Here is a 15,086-nt window from a genome sequence, read left to right as displayed (position 1 = left end):
TCGGCCGCGTCGTAGCCCAGATCGATCTGGACGGGGCCGTTCTCCGCGCCCATCCGCATGTCGTCGTAGTAGTAGTTGATGTTGACGACCGTGGTGTCACCGCCGAGGAACTCGAAGTCGATCTCGTTGTGGTGATCGGCGCTCCAGAAGGTGTTGTTGAAGAGGAAGAAGGACGACACCACCCCGGATTCGCCGGAGGCCTTCATGTCCACCTCGTAGTAGCCGTAGCCGAAATAATCGCGCGACTGAATTTCGGAACCTGTATAGGGCTTCACGTGTTTCTTGTCTGTGGAGACGGTGGTGTCGAAGCTCAGGGAGATCTCGCCGCCGTGCTCGCGCACATAATCGGCCTCCCAGGCCGTCCACTGCCATTTGTTCGCGATCGAGAAATCGGCCGTGTACCAGAAGGATGTGTCATACGTATCGAAGGTGTCGGTGAAGCTCATCTGCTCTTTCCCGCGTTTCATTAGAGTTCTTGGCCGCCCCCACCATGGGCCGCATGCATGACGGAAGTTGTCCGTCAGGCCGCCGAGAAGGGGAATGGCATCGAGCAAAACATGGAAAAGTGAGCGCGAAGGTGCCTGCGGAGGCAGGAACCTATCAGCGCTTTGTTGCTTGCGCAGAAAATGCGACGCGAAAGCCTACTGGACGACGGCAGGCTAGTCGGTATTTGCTAGAGCGCTTTGTCGCCTCGTCAAGGAAAAGTTTGATGAGTCGCAGGCCGGGATGACCGCGGGTGACGCGGGGCCGGCTGCGACGGACGTCTTAGAAAAGGATGACTTCGACGTCCTCGATTGACCGAACGCTCAGCCCGATGCTGTCGAACTCGAATGTCGGTCCGCCGTTCCGGTCCACATCGTGATGCGCGCGGATGAATGCCCGCAGGTCGTCCACCTCGTCGAGCAGCTTGCTGTCGCTGATCTTGTCGAAGGAACAGTAGATCTCCAGTGTGTCTATTCCGGAAGACCCGACGTAGACATCGTCCGCCCGGCGGTTTCTCGTTTCAACGAAAACGAGCGTGTCGTCTCCGCCACCGCCCTTGACGATGTCACTCCCCTTGCCGCCGGAGAGCACGTCCCGCCCCCCCCGTCCGGCCACAAAATCGTCGCCACGACGACCGTTGATGCTGTCCGCCCGGCCGTGACCCTTCAGGACGTCGTCCGCCCGCGTGCCGAGGGTGTCGAACGTCGGCAGCGTCTTGGGGGCGCTCATCGCGACCTGGTTGCCGTAGGGAGCGCCGTCCGAATCGTAGCTGACGCGACTGTAGTAGGTTGTCGTTTCCTTGCCGGAGAGCATTTCGTCGCTCAGTTCCCCGTGCCAGCCGACTGCACTTCCTGACCAAACGTTCATGATGATTTTCATCTTCTGGTCAGGGATGGGAACGGGGGAGGTGCGAGTCGTCACCTCATGCACCTTTATCCCGTCAATGTACCAGGCGATCCCGTTCTTTTTCCAATCGATACCGTAGGTGTGCATGGAATCCGTGGCATCGGCACCCATGTCGATCTGCACCCGACCGTCTACGCTGCTCAGGTTCCGGTCACCGTAGTAGTAGTTCAGTTGAACGACGCCGCCGCCGAGAAATTCGAAGTCGATCTCGTTCTGGCGATCGGCCCCCCAGAAGGTATCTGTGAACAGGAAGAACGAGGACACCACGCCGGATTCCGGCGAGACCTTCATCTTCACTTCGTAATAGCCGTAGCCGTAGAAGTCCTGGGACTGGACCTCTGCGCCGGTATACGGCTTGTAGTGCGGTCTGCCCCACGTCGGGGTCGCCGTGAAGCTCAGCTCGAGTTTGCCGTTCACGTTGGTCACGTAGTCGTCTTCCCAGGCCGTGAGCTTGCGCTCGTTGGCCATGGAGAAATCGGCGACATACCATTTCCGTAGGTCGAGTGTATCGAACCTGTCCCTGAAGCTCATCTGCTCGGTCCTCTGATCTTGCGCACGTTCCCTGCGCTTGTTGGAAGATCCGTTACAGAAGTCTGGCAGGCACACAACATCTTTTGTGAACAGTCCCCGCAACCGGCGGAAAATGTACGCAATGGACTGACAATGAGGGGGCCGCGAGCCTGCTTGCGGCTGCGGCCCCGCCCGCCGTGGAGCAGGCTATGGCGTCGTGGGCGCGGTCAGCGATAGACCATTTCCACGTTGTCGAACGCCCCCAGGGCATGATCCTTCCGGAAGGCGGCGTGATCCCTTTCCAAGCGGAGCGCGGCCTCTTCGGCGAAGGAAACGATGTCGGAAATGAACAGGGCCCGCGGGCTCGCGGCGGCAACGATAGAGGGTTCCACGTCGTAGTCGATCTGGCCCAATTCGTCCGACAGGGCGTGAGCCTGTGCGAGTGCGGCGCCGCAGACCTCGGCATACTCCTTCCACGTCCCGGCGCTCAACTCGTCCAGGTCGATGTCATCCCGGAACGGAGCGCGTTCCCGGGTGAGGAAGCTCTCGCCGTCGATCTCCACCGCTCCGAAGAAGACATCGCCATGGGCAAGCTGGACGGACTGCGCGTGGGAAATCCGATCCGCCTTGTCGCCGGCGTTGAAATCCGTTGTTGGAACAAGCCCTTCGAGTGCGGAACTGCGAGCCCGCTTGAATTCTATGACCAGATCGTCCGTCGCGTCCTTCGACGGCCCTTCCAGCAACACATAGAACCGCGGCAGCCCTAAGGAGGCCGTTCCCTGGCCATGACGAACGCACACGTCCTTCACCGTCAGGGTGCCGGTCCGTTCCGCCGGATCCAGCCCGTTGCGCTCGGCAAGCGCATCGACGGCTTTCTGGAACTTGTCCTTTTCGCCGGTCAGCGGCTGCAACTCGCTGTCGGGACGAAAACCGCGACCGTTGGGTTTGAGGTAGTCCTCCCACAGCCAGTCTTGCCGTTCCTCCCACGCCTCCTCGAAGAGGCGGCGGATTACCTTGGGAGAATTGTCCATCCGATAGTCGTCGCTGCGCTCGGTCGCCCGCTCTGCGTAGGCTTCCATCGCGTCGAGATAGCCGCGAACGAACCTCTTGACGACCTTGCGGCGCTTCTTCCGCTTCAGCCCGCCCAATTCACGGCCCGCAATCCAGAAGCCGGTGGCCCCGCGTTTGATATCCCACGTGAAGGGCGCGTAGATGGCTTCGTCAAAATCGTTCACCCCGAATATTGGCGCGCCATGTTCGTCGGGCATCACACCGAAGTTGCCCGGGTGAACGTCGCCTAGGGTCATTACGGTCGGCATCTCGGCGTCTTCGCCCACCATGTCGCGATAGAAGAGCAGCGCGGTGCCGCGGAAGAACTTGTAGAAATCGCCGGCCAACTGGTCGAACTTCTTTCGCGCGCCGTAGGACCGTTGCTCGATCCGGTTGGCGTGATCTTCCCGCAGCGTGGCCCGCACGTGCTCTCGGCGTGCCTGTCCGGTCAGCAGGACCGGCGGAAAAAGCTGCTCTCCCGCGGTAATCCGTTCGCTCAGAGCGCGGAACCGATCGATGCGGCCGCCGGCCTTGCGAGATGGCTTAATCTCCTTCGACGTGCGGGTCGCAGTCTTCTTCTTCGGAGCCGTTTTGGTCGTGCTCTTGCGCTTCTGAGCCATGAAGTGTTCCTCGCTGTCTTCAGGGCGAACCCCCGGCGCGGCGCACTTGTTCCGGGGCAGGCGGGGGAGGCCTGTGCCTCCCTCGGCCGGCGTTGGCCGCCGCGTCTGCCAAGGCGGGCGGTGGGATTGCCCCCGGGGCGACCTTTGGGCTATGGACGCGGCAATCAAACACAGTCTTGACCCGAACGGAGAAGACCCATGGCCGGCCATTCAAAATGGGCGAACATCCAGCACCGAAAGGGGCGCCAGGACGCCGCCCGATCCAAACTGTTTTCCAAACTGTCCAAGGAAATCACTGTCGCCGCAAAAATGGGCGACCCGGACCCCGACAAGAACCCCCGCCTGCGGCTCGCGGTGAAGGAAGCCAAGTCGAACTCCGTGCCGAAGGACGTGATCGACCGCGCAATCAAGAAGTCCCAGGCGGGCGACGGCGACGATTACGAAGAAATCCGCTACGAGGGCTACGGCCCCGGCGGCGTCGCCGTCATTGTCGAGGCGATGACCGACAACCGGAACCGCACCGCGTCCACCGTGCGCTCGACCTTTTCCAAGCACGGCGGCAACCTCGGCGAGACCGGGTCGGTCGGTTTCATGTTCGAGCGCAAGGGAGAGATCACCTACCCGGCGTCCGTCGGCGACGAGGACGCGGTGATGGAAGCGGCGATCGAGGCCGGCGCGGAGGATGTGGAGTCCGACGAGAACGAGCACATCATTTACTGCGCCGATACGGACCTGAACGATGTCTCCTCGGCGCTCGAGGGCGTGCTTGGGGAATCCGATTCGACGAAACTCGTCTGGAAGCCGACGACCACGACCGAGCTTGATCTCGAGACCGCGCAGAAGCTGATGCGCCTGATCGAGGTGCTGGAGGACGATGACGACGTCCAGCGCGTGACGGCGAATATCGAGGTTAGCGACGAAATCGCCGCGCAACTCTGACGCACAATGCGCCTGCCCGGACGGGGCAGGTGCGTTTTCCGCCGTCGGTGAACGGCGAGTAATCGGCTATCTCAGGCCCTGAGCGCCGCTACGTTGTCCAAAAACCAGCGGTAAGTCTCTTCGACACCCTCGCGGAGGGAAATGCGGGCCTCCCAGCCCATCGCAGCGAGGCGCGAGACGTCCATGAGCTTGCGCGGCGTTCCGTCCGGTTTGCTGGGGTCCGTCTCGATCCGTCCCGTATATCCCGTCACCTCGGCGACCATTCGGGCCAGGTCCAGGATACTGACGTCCGTTCCCGTACCGACGTTGATGTGGGACAGCATTGGTTCGGTGTTCGCGTCGTAGGTCTCACGGTCGAGATCGAGGACGAACAGCGAGGCTTCGGCCATGTCGTCCACATGCAGGAATTCGCGGCGCGGCGTGCCGGTGCCCCAGATCGTGACCTCCGGTGTGCCGCTTTCGACCGCTTCGTGGAACCGCCGCATCAGCGCCGGCAGGACGTGGCTGTTCTCCGGGTGGAAGTTGTCGCCGGGCCCGTAGAGGTTCGTGGGCATCACGCTGCGATAATCGGTGCCGTACTGCCGGTTGTAACTCTCACAAAGCTTGATGCCGGTAATCTTGGCGATTGCATAAGGCTCGTTGGTCGGCTCCAGCGGGCCGGTCAGCAGCGCGTCTTCCGGCATCGGCTGCGGCGCCAGCTTCGGATAGATGCAGGAACTGCCGAGGAAGAGCAGTTTCCGCACCCCTGCGGCATATGATTGATGGACGACATTGGCCTCCATCATCAGGTTCTCGTAGATGAACTCGGCAGGGTAGCTGTTGTTGGCGTGAATGCCGCCAACCTTCGCCGCAGCGAGGATCACCTGATCGGGCTTTTCCGTCTGCAGGAAATCCCGGACAGCAGCTTGATCCGTCAGATCCAGCTCCGCGTGCGTGCGAGTAGCGATCCGATCGTCGGGCCCCGACGCCGCTTCCATGCGGCGGAGGATCGCGGAGCCGACCATGCCGCGGTGCCCGGCGATGTATGTCTTCATTGCAGCCTCACTTCTCGAGCGACACGGGAAGGTCCATGCCGTGCGACTTGAGCAGCGCGTGGCGGCGGGCGATCTTCAGGTCCTCCGCTGCCATTTCGGCGCACATCTGCTGCGCGGTGATCTGCGGCTCCCAACCCAGCTTTTCCTTTGCCTTGGTCGGGTTGCCGAGCAACGTTTCCACCTCGGCCGGCCGGAAATAGCGAGGATCGATGCGCACAATCACGTCGCCCGCCTTGACCGCCGGGGCCATGTCGCTGCGCACGGCGACCACCCGCCCGACCTCCTCGACTCCGACGCCGGTGAATTCGAGTTCGATCCCGAGTTCGTCCGCCGCCCACAGGATGAAGTCCCGCACGGAATATTGCACGCCGGTCGCGATGACGAAATCCTCCGGCGCGTCCTGCTGCAGCATCATCCATTGCATCCGGACGTAGTCCTTCGCGTGCCCCCAGTCCCGCAGCGCATCGATGTTGCCCATGAACAGGCATTTCTCCAAACCCTGTGCCACGTTGGCGAGCCCGCGCGTGATCTTGCGCGTGACAAAGGTCTCGCCGCGGCGGGGGCTCTCGTGGTTGAAGAGGATGCCGTTGCAGGCATACATCCCGTAGGCTTCGCGATAGTTCACCGTGATCCAGTAGGAATAGAGCTTGGCCACGGCATAGGGGGACCGCGGGTGGAACGGCGTGGTTTCCGTTTGCGGGGTCTCCTGAACAAGCCCATAAAGTTCCGAGGTGGAGGCCTGGTAGAAACGGGTCCGCGTCTCCAGCCCCAGGAACCGGATGCCTTCCAGAAGGCGCAGGGTGCCGATGCCGTCGACATCCGCGGTGTACTCCGGGGCCTCGAAGCTCACGGCGACATGGCTTTGCGCACCGAGGTTGTAGACCTCGTCGGGCTCCACCTCGCGAAGGATGCGGGTCAGGTTGGACGTATCGCTGAGGTCCCCGTAGTGCAATTGCAGACGGGGGTCGGGCGTGTGCGGGTCCTGGTAGATGTGGTCAATCCGCTGAGTGTTGAACAGCGAGGCCCGCCGCTTGATCCCGTGAACCTCGTAGCCCTTCTCCAGCAGGAATTCCGCGAGGTAAGAGCCGTCCTGCCCGGTGATGCCGGTGATCAATGCGCGCTTTGTCATGCCCTGGGGAAATCCTTCACCACGAACTGTTCCAATTTGCTGATGTTCTTGCGGGCGAGCACCCCGAGCCCGCCGACGCCGTTCCGTCGCAGCGCGCGATAGTCCTCGCGGCTTTTCCGGACGATGCTCTCCAGCGAGCGGTTGCTCTCGCCGCCGGCGCGCATCTTCACGAACACCTCCGGGACGTAGACGGCGGTGAAGCCAGGTTCGGCAAAATACCGAATGACTGCGTCGTAATCCGCCGCGATCGTGAAGCTGGTGTCATAGGCGCCAAGCCGTTCCAGCACGCTGCGGCGCAGGAAGAGGGTCGGGTGCGGCGGCATCCATCCGGCGCGGAGCCGGTCGGGGGTGAATGCGCCCGCCTTCCAGTTCCGCACGACCTTGCCGGGGTTGTTCTTCTGGACGTAGTGCAGATCGCCGTAGACGGCATCGACGTCTGGGTCCGCGAAGGCTGCCGCGACCCATTCGAGAACCTTGTCGCTGGCGTACATATCGTCGGAGTGCAGCAGGCCGACGGCATCGCCGGTGGCGCGGTCTATCGCCTTGTTCAAGGCATCGTAGATCCCCGCGTCCGGTTCGGAGACGGCCCGTGTCCGGCCGTCCGCCGTCGCCCGGACCACGTCCATCGTGGCATCGCGGGAGGCGCCATCCTGAACGAGATGTTCGAAGTCCCCGTAGGTCTGGGACTGGAGGCTCGCGATGGCGTCGGCCACCGTGGACTCGCGGTTGAACGTGGCGGTGATGATGGAGAACTTCATGGGGCGCTGCGCAACGTATCCGTAAGTGAAATCGGCGGGGTCTCGGGCGAAATTTGCCGCTCCCTATATCGTTTACCCCGGTTCGGGCTCATCGGCACACGGGCCATGGCATGTTTTTACGGCATGTGATTGCCGCACACCACTCGCCGGTTGCCGGCCTCAGCCCCAGATCACCCGCTCATGCGGCGTATGGCCTGCCGCGGGACCTCGGTGCGCACGCTGTGGCCCATGATTTCGAGCAACACGAAGACCCGCTGCTGATCCGGCAGCGATGCGACCCGGCCCACGAAATCCACCATCGGCCCGGATTTGATCCGCACCATATCCCCTTCCGCGAACTCCGCGGCATGGCGGACGGTGCCATCGCTGTCGGTGGCGTCCATGAGCGCGCGGATGATCCCTTGAGGGACCGGCTGGGGGGTGTCGGGGCGGCGCATGACGAGGCGGGCAACGCCGTGGGTGTTGTTGATCTTGCGCCAGACGCCGTCGCTCTCCGCCCGAACGAAGAGATACCCGGGAAAAAGCGGGGCTTCGCGCGTCACGAGCCGGTTTGCGCGGCGGATCGTTTCGCGGTGTCGAGGCACGAAGGTGGAGACCTGTTGCCGGTGCAGATTGGTGAGTGCACGTGCCAGACCGTTGGGTTTCAGCTGTGCAACGTACCAATCATGGTCGGACTCGCGAATAGGTATAGCTTGAGTGGGCATGGGAGGATCTGCTCGCGGGTTAAGGAATCTGCTTCAATGACAACATCGCCGGCTCGGGCCGATCTCGTTGGCGACAGGATGGGCAGAAGGCCGCCGAAAAACAACACATCGATTTCCCTTGCGGGGACCGATGTGCGGAATCTCGCCCTGAGGGTATTCGATGCGCGGATGGTCGGGGGCGTTCTGCCTGTGGACCGCTGCTTACCGCTGCGCGACCCGCCACCGTGGACTGATCCACGGCGCATTGTTCTCGCGCGGGAGAGGCGCAAGGCCCAGAATGTGGTCCGCCGCCTTTTCGCCCACCATGATCGAGGGCGCGTTCAGGTTGCCGTTCGTGATACGCGGGAAGATGGAACTGTCGGCGACACGCAGGCCTTCGACCCCGATCACCCGGCATTCCGGGTCCACCACGGCCTGCGGATCTTCGCGCCGCCCCATGCGACAGGTTCCACAGGGATGATAGGCGCTCTCCACATGCTCGCGCACGAAACCGTCGACCTCGTCGTCTGTCTGCACGTCCGGGCCGGGCTGGATCTCGTGTTTCGCGAAAGGTTCGAACGCCTCCTGGGCGAAGATCTCGCGTGTCAGGCGGATGCAAGTTCGGAAATCCTGCCAATCCTGCTCGTGGGCCATGTAGTTGAAAAGGATCGACGGTGCGGCCTTCGGATCGGCTGACCGCAACGTGACCGCCCCCCGGGACGGGCTGCGCATCGGGCCGGTGTGGGCCTGAAAACCGTGGCCGTCCGGGGCCGCGCGCCCGTCGTAACGGACGGCGATGGGCAGGAAATGGAACTGGATGTCGGGATAGCGCACCCCGGCGGCCGAGCGGATGAAGCCTGCGCTCTCGAACTGGTTCGACGCGCCGGGGCCCTTGCCGGTCAGCAGCCAGCGCGCGCCGACCAGCCCCTTACCGAACAGATTCCAGTACTTGTAGAGCGTGATCGGCAGTTTCGAAGCGATCTGCATGTAGATCTCAAGATGATCCTGCAGATTCTGCCCCACGCCCGGACGGTCGGCGATGACGTCGATCCCGTGCTCGGCGAGGTGCGCCGCCGGACCGATGCCCGATAGCATGAGCAGTTTGGGGGAGTTGATGGCGGACGCCGCCACGATAACCTCGCGCTCCGCCCGGACGGTGCTGACGCGCCCGCCACGTTCGATTTCGACGCCGATGGCGCGGCCATCCTCGATGACCACCTTGCGAACGAAGGCGCGCAGTAGGGTACAGTTGGGACCCTTGAGGGCCGGGCGCAGGTAGGCGTTGGCCGTGGACCATCTTCGGCCCTGCCAGACCGTCTGCTCCATCGGCCCGAAACCTTCCTGCTTCGCGCCGTTGTAGTCGTCGGTCAGCTCGTAGCCCGCCTGCCGGCCCGCGTCCACGAAGGCGGCGAAGAGCGGGTTCTGCCGCTCCCCCCGCGTGACGTGAAGTGGTCCGTCCGTGCCGCGCCAGCTCCCGTCGCCGCCGTGACCGCCGTCATGCCAGGTTTCCATCCGCTTGAAGTAAGGCAGCACGTCGGCGAAGGCCCACCCGTCCGCGCCGCTCTCCGCCCAATGGTCGAAGTCGCAGGCATGGCCGCGGACATAGACCATGCCGTTGATGGAAGACGACCCGCCGATCACCTTGCCGCGCGGCGTGGCCAGCCGACGGCCACCGAGATGCGGTTCCGGCTCCGTTTTGAAGCCCCAGTCGTAAATCCCCATGTTCATCGGATAGGAGAGCGCGCCGGGCATCTGGATGAAGGGCCCGCGGTCGCTGCCGCCATGCTCGATCACCAGAACCGTCCGCCCGGCCTCAGCCAGCCGGTAGGCGATGGCACACCCCGCGGAGCCCGCACCAACGATGATGTAGTCGGCCTGCATCAGAAGGGAGCCTCCACCCCGTTCATTGCGACGTGGACGGTCTTGACCTCGCTGTAGTGGGCGATGGCTTCCTTGGAGTTCTCGCGCCCGACGCCTGACGCCTTGACGCCTCCGAAGGGCGCCTCAACCGGGGCGAGGTTGTAGGTGTTGATGTAGCAGGTGCCGGCCTCCAGCCGCGCCACCACGCGGTGGGCGCGGGTCAGGTCGTTGGTGAAAACGCCACCGGCGAGGCCGAACTCGGTCGCATTGGCCCGTTCGAGCACCTCCTCCTCGTCCTCGAAGTCCAGCAGCGACAGCACCGGCCCGAAGATCTCCTCGCGGGCGATGGTCATGTCGTCCGTCACGTCGGCAAACACCGTCGGCTCGATGTAGAACCCCGGCCGGTTCAGGCGCTTGCCGCCATAGGCAAGGCGGGCGCCTTCCTCCAGGCCCGTCCGGATGTACTCCTGCACGATGTCCAACTGCCGCTCCGAGGCCATCGGGCCAAAGCTGGTGCTCTCGTCCAGCGGATCGCCGATGCGGGCGTGGGAGAGGCGCTCGCAGAGTCGGTCGAGGAAGCGCTGCTTGATGCCCGTCTGCACGAAGACACGCGTGCCGTTGGAACAGACCTGACCCGTGGAATAGAAATTGCCGAGGATCGCACCGCTCACCGCGTTATCCAGATCCGCGTCGTCGAAGACGATGAGGGGGGACTTGCCGCCCAGTTCCATCGTCACATGCTTCATGCCGGCGGCCGCTGCGGCATAGATCTTGCGGCCCGTCGGCACCGAGCCGGTCAAGGAGACCTTGGCCACCCGCGCGTCATCCACGAGCGAAGCGCCGACGTCTCCGCGCCCCTGCACCACGTTGAAGACGCCGGGCGGGGCGCCGGCTTCCGTCAGGATCTCCGCAACCTTGAGGGCGCAGAGCGGTGTGGTCTCGGAGGGCTTGAAGACCATCGTGTTGCCGCAGGCGAGGGCAGGGGCGGCCTTCCAGCAGGCGATTTGCGTGGGATAGTTCCACGCCCCGATTCCCACACACAGGCCGAGCGGCTGGCGGATCGTGTAGGCGAAATCGCCATTTGGCTGGGGGATGTACTCGCCGGTGAGGGTGGCCGCCATTCCGCCGAAGTACTCCAGAGCATCGGCACCAGAGGTCGCGTCGGCCACAAGCGTTTCCTGCAAGGGCTTGCCGGTGTCGTAGGTCTCCAGGATCGACAGGTCGCGATTGCGGTCGCGGATAATGTCCGCCGCGCGCCGCAGAATCCGGCCGCGCTCCATACCCGTCATCGCAGCCCAAGCCGCCTGCGCCGCAGATGCACTTGCCAGGGCGCGCTCGACGATGGCGGGTGTGGCCGAATGGACCCGTCCGAGCGTTTCGCCGGTGGCCGAATAAACGATGTCGATCGGCGCGCCGTCTTGGTCTTCGACGTAGGCGCCGTCGATGAAGTGGCTTGCGGTCGGGGTCGGGTCGACGGTCATTGCAGGTCTCCGTCCGGGATGTCGGCGGGTGTGGGCGCGGCGACCTGTTCCCGGGTGCTGGCGGCGAGGGCGACGTCGAGTGCGTGCATCACCTCCCACGTCGCTTCTTCCCCGGTGGTGAGGTCCCCCAAGAGTGCGTGGCGAAGGTACAGCCCATCGATCAACGCGGCGACCAGGCGGGCGATCCGGGGCGCTTCGTCCCCGACCAATGGGCGGAGGTCATGCACCAGGGTCGAATGGAGCCGCCGGTGATAGATGTTGAGCAACCGCTGCGCGCCGACGGACGTCTGCGCCAGAACGTAGAAGTTCAGCCAGGCGGCAATGGCTTCTCGCTGGAAGTTGAAAGGGCGGAAGCCCGCGGCCACGACAGCCTCCAGCCGGGCGCGCGGGCCTTCCACTTCCGACAGTCCGCGCCGTACTTCCTTTGCGTAAAGCGTGAGCATATGGCGCATCGCGTCGAGGAACAGCTGCTCCTTGTTGCCGAAGTAGTGGTGCGCCAGCGCCGAGGAGACGCCGGCGCGGCGGGCGATCTTGCTGACGGGCACGTCAAGCGTTCCGGAGACGCCGATCTCGTGGATCGTCGCCTCCACCAGCGCAGTTCGCCGGATTGGTTCCATTCCGGTCCTTGGCATTGTCCGAGCGAGGCTCCAAACTTGGGGGTGCAACTTCGGGTCTGGTGTGAATGTTTTTAATTGACCCGTCAATCAACAACGAGCAACCAAACGACAGGGATAACCGCACATGCATAGAATTTCCTTCCTCGCCGCGCTGGCGCTTTCGGCAGGTACGATGGCGAACGCCGAGTGCGATTCAGTGACCTTCTCCGACGTCGGCTGGACCGACATCACCGCCACCACCGCCGCCACGACCTTCGTGTTGGAGGCCCTAGGCTACGACACGGACATCAAGGTCCTCTCCGTTCCGGTGACCTATACGTCCATGGCCGCGGGCGACATCGACGTGTTCCTGGGCAACTGGATGCCGACGATGGAGGGCGATATCGCACCCTACCGGGAGGCGGGAACCGTTGATACGGTGCGCGAGAACCTGTCCGGGGCCAAGTACACGCTGGCCACGAACAAGGCGGGCGCTGACCTCGGCATCGGGGATTTCGCCGATATCGCGACCCACGCGGAGCATCTGGACGGCGAGATCTACGGCATCGAACCCGGCAACGACGGCAACAGGCTGATCCAGTCGATGATCGACGGCGACGCCTTCGGCTTGGGCGAGTTCGAGGTGAAGGAAAGCTCCGAACAGGGGATGCTGGCGCAGGTGGCGCGGGCCACCAAGCGGGAAGAGCCGATCGTCTTCCTCGGCTGGGAGCCGCATCCGATGAACGCGAACTTCGAGATGACCTACCTGACCGGCGGCGATGATTTCTTCGGCCCCAATCTCGGTGGCGCGACCGTGCACACCAACACCCGTGCCGGATACGTCGAGGAATGCCCGAATGTGGGAAAACTGCTGAACAACCTTGTGTTCTCGCTCGAGATGGAGAACGAGATCATGGGGGCCATTCTTGACGATGGCGCGGAACCGGTCGAGGCGGCCTCTGCCTGGCTGGCAGATCACCCGGACACCTATGCCGCGTGGCTGGATGGTGTCACGACGTTGGACGGCAGCGATGCGAAAGCCGCCGTTGACGCCGCCCTTGGCAAGTAGGGGGCAAATGACGGTCCCGGCAGGACGTGCCGGGGCCGCGTCACATCCGCCTTGGCCGAAGGAGCGACATGGACTGGCTGACTGACAACAAGATCCCGGTCGGAGACGTGGCGGAAAGCGTATTCGACTGGCTGCAAGGGCATGGCGAGTGGTTCTTCGACGGCCTCGCCAGCATCATGGAAGCGATGATCGACGGCATCCTGTGGCTGCTGCAGACCCCCAATCCGCTGGTGATCGTCCTGGCCTTCGTCGCGCTGGCCTGGGTCCTTCAGAGAAGCTGGAAGACCTGCCTCTTTGTCGCGTTGGGCTTCCTGTTCATTCTCAACCAAGGCTATTGGGAGGAGACCACGGAGAGCCTGACGCTTGTCTTGTCCGCCTGTGTCGTCTGCATGGCGATCGGGGTGCCCATCGGCATCTTCGCCGCGCATCACCCGCGGTTCTACACCTACCTCCGCCCGGTTCTGGACCTGATGCAGACGCTGCCGACCTTCGTCTATCTGATCCCGGCCATCGTGTTCTTCGGCATCGGCATGGTGCCCGGACTGATCGCCACCGTAGTCTTCGTTGTGCCCGCGCCGATTCGCCTGACCCATCTTGGGGTGTCCCGCACGCCGCAGCCGCTGTTGGAGGCAGCGCGTGCCTTTGGCGCCACGCGGCGGCAGACACTCTACCGGGTGGAACTGCCCTATGCCTATCCGCAGATCATGGCCGGGCTGAATCAGACGATCATGCTGTCGCTATCGATGGTGGTGATCGCCGCCCTCGTCGGGGCGGACGGGCTCGGCGTGCCTGTGGTTCGTGCGCTCAACCAGGTGAACACGTCGCTCGGCTTCGAATCCGGCTTCGTGATCGTGGTGGTCGCCATCATGCTCGACCGGCTGCTGAGCGTGGGAGGGCGGAAATGAGCGTCGCGGTTCGTTTCGACAAGGTGTCCGTCGTGTTCGGCGACAAGCCGGAGACGGCGCTGCCGCTGATGGACGCGGGCAAATCGCGCCCCGAAATCGTGGCCGAGACCGATCAGGTGCTGGGTGTGCACGATTGCTCGCTGGAGGTGGAGCAGGGGGAGATCCTGGTGCTGATGGGGCTCTCCGGCTCCGGCAAGTCGACGTTGCTCCGGGCGGTCAACGGGCTGAACCCGATCGTGCGCGGGTCGGTCAGCATCTATGACGGCGACTGGTCGGTGACGCTGCCGGACTGCTCGCCAAAAGACTTGCGCCGCTTGCGGCTGGAATGCGTGTCGATGGTGTTCCAGCAGTTCGGCCTGCTCCCTTGGCGGTCGGTGCGGGAGAACGTGGGCCTTGGGTTGGAGCTCGGCGGGATGCCGCGCGCCGAGCGGGCGGCGAAGGTCGAAGAGCAACTGCGGCTTGTGGGCCTTCAGAGTTGGGCCGACAACAAGGTGAGCGAGCTGTCGGGCGGGATGCAGCAGCGTGTCGGCCTGGCGCGCGCCTTCGCCACCGACGCGCCAATCCTGCTGATGGACGAGCCGTTCTCTGCGCTCGATCCGCTGATTCGCAATCGGTTGCAGGACGAGTTGCTGGAGTTGCAGGAGAGCCTGCACCGCACGATCATCTTTGTCAGCCACGATCTGGACGAGGCGTTCAAGATCGGCAACCGGATCGCGATCATGGAGGGCGGGCGGATCGTCCAGTGCGGTACCCCGCAGGAGATCTTCTCCGCGCCGGCCAGCGATTACGTCGCCGACTTCGTCATGCACATGAACCCGCTCGGCGTGCTTCGGGCGCGGGACGTCATGGAGCCACTCGGGGAGGCGCAAGGGCCGGACATCCCCGCCACGGCCCGGGTCCGGGACGTGATGCAGGCTCTTCTTGACGGCGAGGGCGCGCTGCGCGTGGTGGAAGACGGGAAGGCCGTCGGGCAGGTGACGGGGCAGTCCGTCATGCGCGGCGTGTTGGATCCGCGAAGCTAGGCCAGGCAGGCTCGGGTCCCGGGTGGCCGGGACCCGCGGTC

General features: G+C 63.9%; 14 protein-coding genes. 4 read left to right on the top strand and 10 right to left on the bottom strand.

Going from position 1 to position 15,086, the window contains the following annotated elements; genetic code table 11:
- The 3 genes from BM075_RS04075 to BM075_RS04065 form a co-directional block, all read right to left on the bottom strand.
- A partial coding sequence (locus BM075_RS04075) for a family 16 glycosylhydrolase (protein ID WP_143089903.1) occupies positions 1 to 446 on the bottom strand: 446 nt, incomplete at its 3' end.
- Between the two features lie 319 nt (positions 447 to 765).
- Positions 766 to 1,920: a family 16 glycosylhydrolase gene (locus BM075_RS04070; protein ID WP_093359358.1), complete on the bottom strand. Its 1,155-nt coding sequence runs from the start codon at positions 1,918 to 1,920 to the stop codon at positions 766 to 768.
- Positions 1,921 to 2,126: 206 nt separating this feature from the next.
- The gene (locus tag BM075_RS04065) at positions 2,127 to 3,569 is read right to left on the bottom strand and encodes a DUF2252 domain-containing protein (RefSeq protein WP_093359357.1); all 1,443 of its coding nucleotides are present in this window, start codon (positions 3,567 to 3,569) and stop codon (positions 2,127 to 2,129) included.
- A gap of 198 nt (positions 3,570 to 3,767) precedes the next feature.
- Here BM075_RS04065 and BM075_RS04060 point away from each other — a divergent pair, with 198 nt between their 5' ends.
- Positions 3,768 to 4,508, top strand: a complete 741-nt coding sequence (locus tag BM075_RS04060) for a YebC/PmpR family DNA-binding transcriptional regulator (RefSeq protein ID WP_093359356.1) — start codon at positions 3,768 to 3,770, stop codon at positions 4,506 to 4,508.
- A gap of 71 nt (positions 4,509 to 4,579) precedes the next feature.
- Here BM075_RS04060 and fcl read toward each other — a convergent pair whose 3' ends face one another.
- From fcl to betI, 7 genes are all read right to left on the bottom strand, one after another.
- The gene (gene fcl, locus BM075_RS04055; RefSeq protein ID WP_093359355.1) at positions 4,580 to 5,542 is read right to left on the bottom strand and encodes a GDP-L-fucose synthase; all 963 of its coding nucleotides are present in this window, start codon (positions 5,540 to 5,542) and stop codon (positions 4,580 to 4,582) included.
- A gap of 7 nt (positions 5,543 to 5,549) precedes the next feature.
- The gene (gene gmd, locus BM075_RS04050) at positions 5,550 to 6,671 is read right to left on the bottom strand and encodes a GDP-mannose 4,6-dehydratase (protein WP_093359354.1); all 1,122 of its coding nucleotides are present in this window, start codon (positions 6,669 to 6,671) and stop codon (positions 5,550 to 5,552) included.
- On the bottom strand, positions 6,668 to 7,429 hold the full coding sequence (locus tag BM075_RS04045; protein WP_093359353.1) for a glycosyltransferase family 2 protein: 762 nt from the start codon (positions 7,427 to 7,429) through the stop codon (positions 6,668 to 6,670). The genes gmd and BM075_RS04045 overlap by 4 nt, the downstream gene beginning before the upstream one ends.
- Before the next feature lie 170 nt (positions 7,430 to 7,599).
- Complete coding sequence (gene nusG, locus BM075_RS04040) at positions 7,600 to 8,133, bottom strand: transcription termination/antitermination protein NusG (RefSeq protein WP_093359352.1); 534 nt, start codon at positions 8,131 to 8,133, stop codon at positions 7,600 to 7,602.
- Between the two features lie 201 nt (positions 8,134 to 8,334).
- Positions 8,335 to 9,993, bottom strand: coding sequence for a choline dehydrogenase (gene betA, locus BM075_RS04035; protein WP_093359351.1), 1,659 nt, complete (start codon positions 9,991 to 9,993; stop codon positions 8,335 to 8,337).
- Positions 9,993 to 11,453, bottom strand: a complete 1,461-nt coding sequence (gene betB / locus BM075_RS04030) for a betaine-aldehyde dehydrogenase (RefSeq protein WP_093359350.1) — start codon at positions 11,451 to 11,453, stop codon at positions 9,993 to 9,995. The genes betA and betB overlap by 1 nt, the downstream gene beginning before the upstream one ends.
- Complete coding sequence (gene betI, locus BM075_RS04025; RefSeq protein ID WP_245758733.1) at positions 11,450 to 12,070, bottom strand: transcriptional regulator BetI; 621 nt, start codon at positions 12,068 to 12,070, stop codon at positions 11,450 to 11,452. The genes betB and betI overlap by 4 nt, the downstream gene beginning before the upstream one ends.
- Positions 12,071 to 12,194: 124 nt before the next feature.
- Here betI and BM075_RS04020 point away from each other — a divergent pair, with 124 nt between their 5' ends.
- The 3 genes from BM075_RS04020 to choV all read left to right on the top strand — a co-directional run bounded on the left by BM075_RS04020 (position 12,195) and on the right by choV (position 15,045).
- Positions 12,195 to 13,118, top strand: coding sequence for a choline ABC transporter substrate-binding protein (locus tag BM075_RS04020; protein WP_093359348.1), 924 nt, complete (start codon positions 12,195 to 12,197; stop codon positions 13,116 to 13,118).
- A gap of 68 nt (positions 13,119 to 13,186) precedes the next feature.
- Positions 13,187 to 14,023, top strand: coding sequence for a choline ABC transporter permease subunit (gene choW / locus BM075_RS04015; protein ID WP_093359347.1), 837 nt, complete (start codon positions 13,187 to 13,189; stop codon positions 14,021 to 14,023).
- Complete coding sequence (gene choV, locus BM075_RS04010; RefSeq protein ID WP_093359346.1) at positions 14,020 to 15,045, top strand: choline ABC transporter ATP-binding protein; 1,026 nt, start codon at positions 14,020 to 14,022, stop codon at positions 15,043 to 15,045. Before choW ends, choV begins: the two co-directional genes overlap by 4 nt.
- Positions 15,046 to 15,086: the final 41 nt, after the last annotated feature.

This window comes from Tropicimonas isoalkanivorans (genome assembly GCF_900112335.1).
Lineage (GTDB): Bacteria > Pseudomonadota > Alphaproteobacteria > Rhodobacterales > Rhodobacteraceae > Tropicimonas > Tropicimonas isoalkanivorans.
The sequence above is the reverse complement of the archived record's forward strand: the minus strand, read 5'-3'. Positions and strand labels throughout refer to the sequence as shown.